This is a genomic window from Roseovarius sp. TE539, from assembly GCF_003298505.1.
Taxonomy (GTDB): Bacteria; Pseudomonadota; Alphaproteobacteria; order Rhodobacterales; family Rhodobacteraceae; genus Roseovarius.
Genome location: NZ_QNGB01000061.1, coordinates 1 through 2,159, shown reverse-complemented (window position 1 = coordinate 2,159; position 2,159 = coordinate 1). Strand labels below are relative to the sequence as shown.

Below are 2,159 nucleotides of genomic sequence, written 5' to 3'. Positions count from 1 at the left end.
TATTGCTCGACAAAAGCGTCGGCCTCGGCCCGAAGCGCGGCCGCCAGCATCCGTCGCGCCCCGTCACGGGCGATCTCGGTCAGCGGGTCATCCACAGAGTCCGGCTGACGCAGGGCAATGATCTCTGTATCGTTCTTCATGGCGTATCGTTCCTCTTATGGAAGTTCTGGCAGGCTTGGACACCCGCCACGATACGCCGCCTTCTCAAACCGCGTCACCCATTTCCCGCCATAGCTCAAGACTGCATTCACCACACGGATCGCGGTAGCCAATACTGTTCGCACGACTATCAGAAGATCCTGCCGCAACATGGCTTCAAAGTCTCGATGAGTGGCAAAGGCAACTGTTATGACTGTGAATGTGGTATTGCGGCCTGATGGCCTGACCCATGCTACGATTGACTTCGTGTCATTGCGTTGACGTGTCGACCATCAGGTTGCCCCGGCAGCGGGCGAGATGTGACTTCATAGGAGCCTGACGGTCGGCGTACCATCACGGTCCTGTCCTCTTCGATCGATGTCTGGGCCATTCCAGCGAAAGGGCCTTCCATGGATCACGTCATCATCGGCGTAGACACGCACAAGAACACCCACGCTGCCGTTGCGATAGACGCGCAGGGCGCCCGTCTGGGCAGTACGACCATTCCCGCCACGCGGAAGGGATACCGGGACCTCGATGCCTGGGCCGCACAATTCGGACATGTCAAAGCCTTCGGGATTGAAGGAACCGGCTCATTCGGCGCGGGCCTGTCCCGAGACCTTCTGGCCAAGGGGCATGACGTTCGGGACGTCATGCGCCCCAACCGCCAACTGCGCCATCTTCACGGCAAATCCGACAGCCTCGATGCCGAGAGCGCGGCAAGATCAGTGCTGAACGGACAAGCCACGGCACAGGCCAAGGCGCAGACCGGCTCATCGGAGATGATCCGGCATCTGAAGGTTGCGCGGGACAGCGCGGTGAAGGCCAAGTCCCAGGCGATGATCACGCTGAAAACGTTGATCGTGAATGCGCCAGCCGACCTTCGTGATACGCTCGATGGAGTCCGGGGGCGGATCACTCTGGTACGCCATGTGGCGGCGATGCGGCCAGGAGAGATCACGTCCCCAACGGCCTCCGCCAAGGCGGCAATGCGCGCGATCGCGCGGCGCTGGCTCGCGCTGCATGAGGAAATCCAGGCACACGACCGGGAACTTGACCGGTTGGTGCGAGAGAGAGCCTCCGAGCTGATGCAGGCGCACGGTATCTCCACGATGACTGTGGCCGAGATGCTGATCCTCTTGGGGGATAACCCCGAGCGGATCCAGTCCGAAGCTGCCCTGGCCAAGCTCTGTGGCCTCTGTCCAATCCCGGCCTCCAGCGGCAAGACGAACAGGATGCGTTTGAACCGCGGCGGCAACCGGCAAGCCAACGCTGCCATCTACCGTGTCGCCATCGTCCGCATGCGCGACGATCAGAGGACCAAGGCCTATGCCGCGCGGCGAACTTCGGAAGGCAAAACCCGGCGCGAAATCGTGCGCTGCATCAAGCGGTACATCGTGCGCGAAATCTACCGCGCTCTCTGCGTGCCGCCAACCAAGGCCGGCCACGCTTGACAAACATAGGAGCATCAACGCTCTCGCCGAGACCATCAACGGCTTGTACAAGGCCGAGATCATCGAGCACGAAGGCCCTTGGCGCGGCAAGAAAGACGTCGAGCTCGCGACGCTGGACTGGGTCCATTGGTACAACGACAAGCGCCTCTACGGCCCGCTCGGATATATCTCACCCGCAACAGCAGAAAGGAACTTCTACAACGCAGAACTCACGGCTAAAATCGCCGCAGACTGATCAACTCGAACCTCTCCGGTAAACCCGGTCTGGTTCAGATGTCTTCCGCGAAGTATGCTTCAATTCCGGGTGCAGAGGTCGGCGGTGATGAAGCTGTGAACGGACACCAGCAGTGACTGGATCGATGAACTGAAGGAGGCCAAGGTGAAGATATCGCTGGATGGCAAGGGCCGCTGGATCGATAACCGCTTGATCAAGATGGATACTCTAGGCGGCGTCTGCATTTAGGGGATTCCCAAATCGGTTCTCGTTTGATTCAAGATCAAAAACGGGAGGCGATCTTGAGCAGACGGACTTTGACAGACAGGCAGTGGGCGATCATCGAACCTTTG

General features: G+C 59.7%; 1 protein-coding gene and 3 pseudogenes. 3 read left to right on the top strand and 1 reads right to left on the bottom strand.

Going from position 1 to position 2,159, the window contains the following annotated elements:
• A pseudogene (locus DQW77_RS17820) lies at positions 1 to 140 on the bottom strand (IS256 family transposase); the annotation flags it as partial.
• A gap of 102 nt (positions 141 to 242) precedes the next feature.
• Here DQW77_RS17820 and DQW77_RS18845 point away from each other — a divergent pair.
• The 3 genes and pseudogenes from DQW77_RS18845 to DQW77_RS18300 form a co-directional block, all read left to right on the top strand.
• Positions 243 to 353: pseudogene (locus DQW77_RS18845) on the top strand (DDE-type integrase/transposase/recombinase); the annotation flags it as partial.
• Between the two features lie 195 nt (positions 354 to 548).
• Positions 549 to 1,592, top strand: a complete 1,044-nt coding sequence (locus DQW77_RS17810; RefSeq protein ID WP_113259676.1) for an IS110 family transposase — start codon at positions 549 to 551, stop codon at positions 1,590 to 1,592.
• 16 nt (positions 1,593 to 1,608) lie between these two features.
• Positions 1,609 to 1,827, top strand: a pseudogene (locus tag DQW77_RS18300) (integrase core domain-containing protein); the annotation flags it as partial.
• Between the last annotated feature and the right edge of the window lie 332 nt (positions 1,828 to 2,159).

Coding starts and splice junctions, on each gene's coding strand:
- DQW77_RS17810 (WP_113259676.1), top strand. CDS start 549: ATGGATCACGTCATCATCGGCGTAGACACGCACAAGAACACCCACGCT.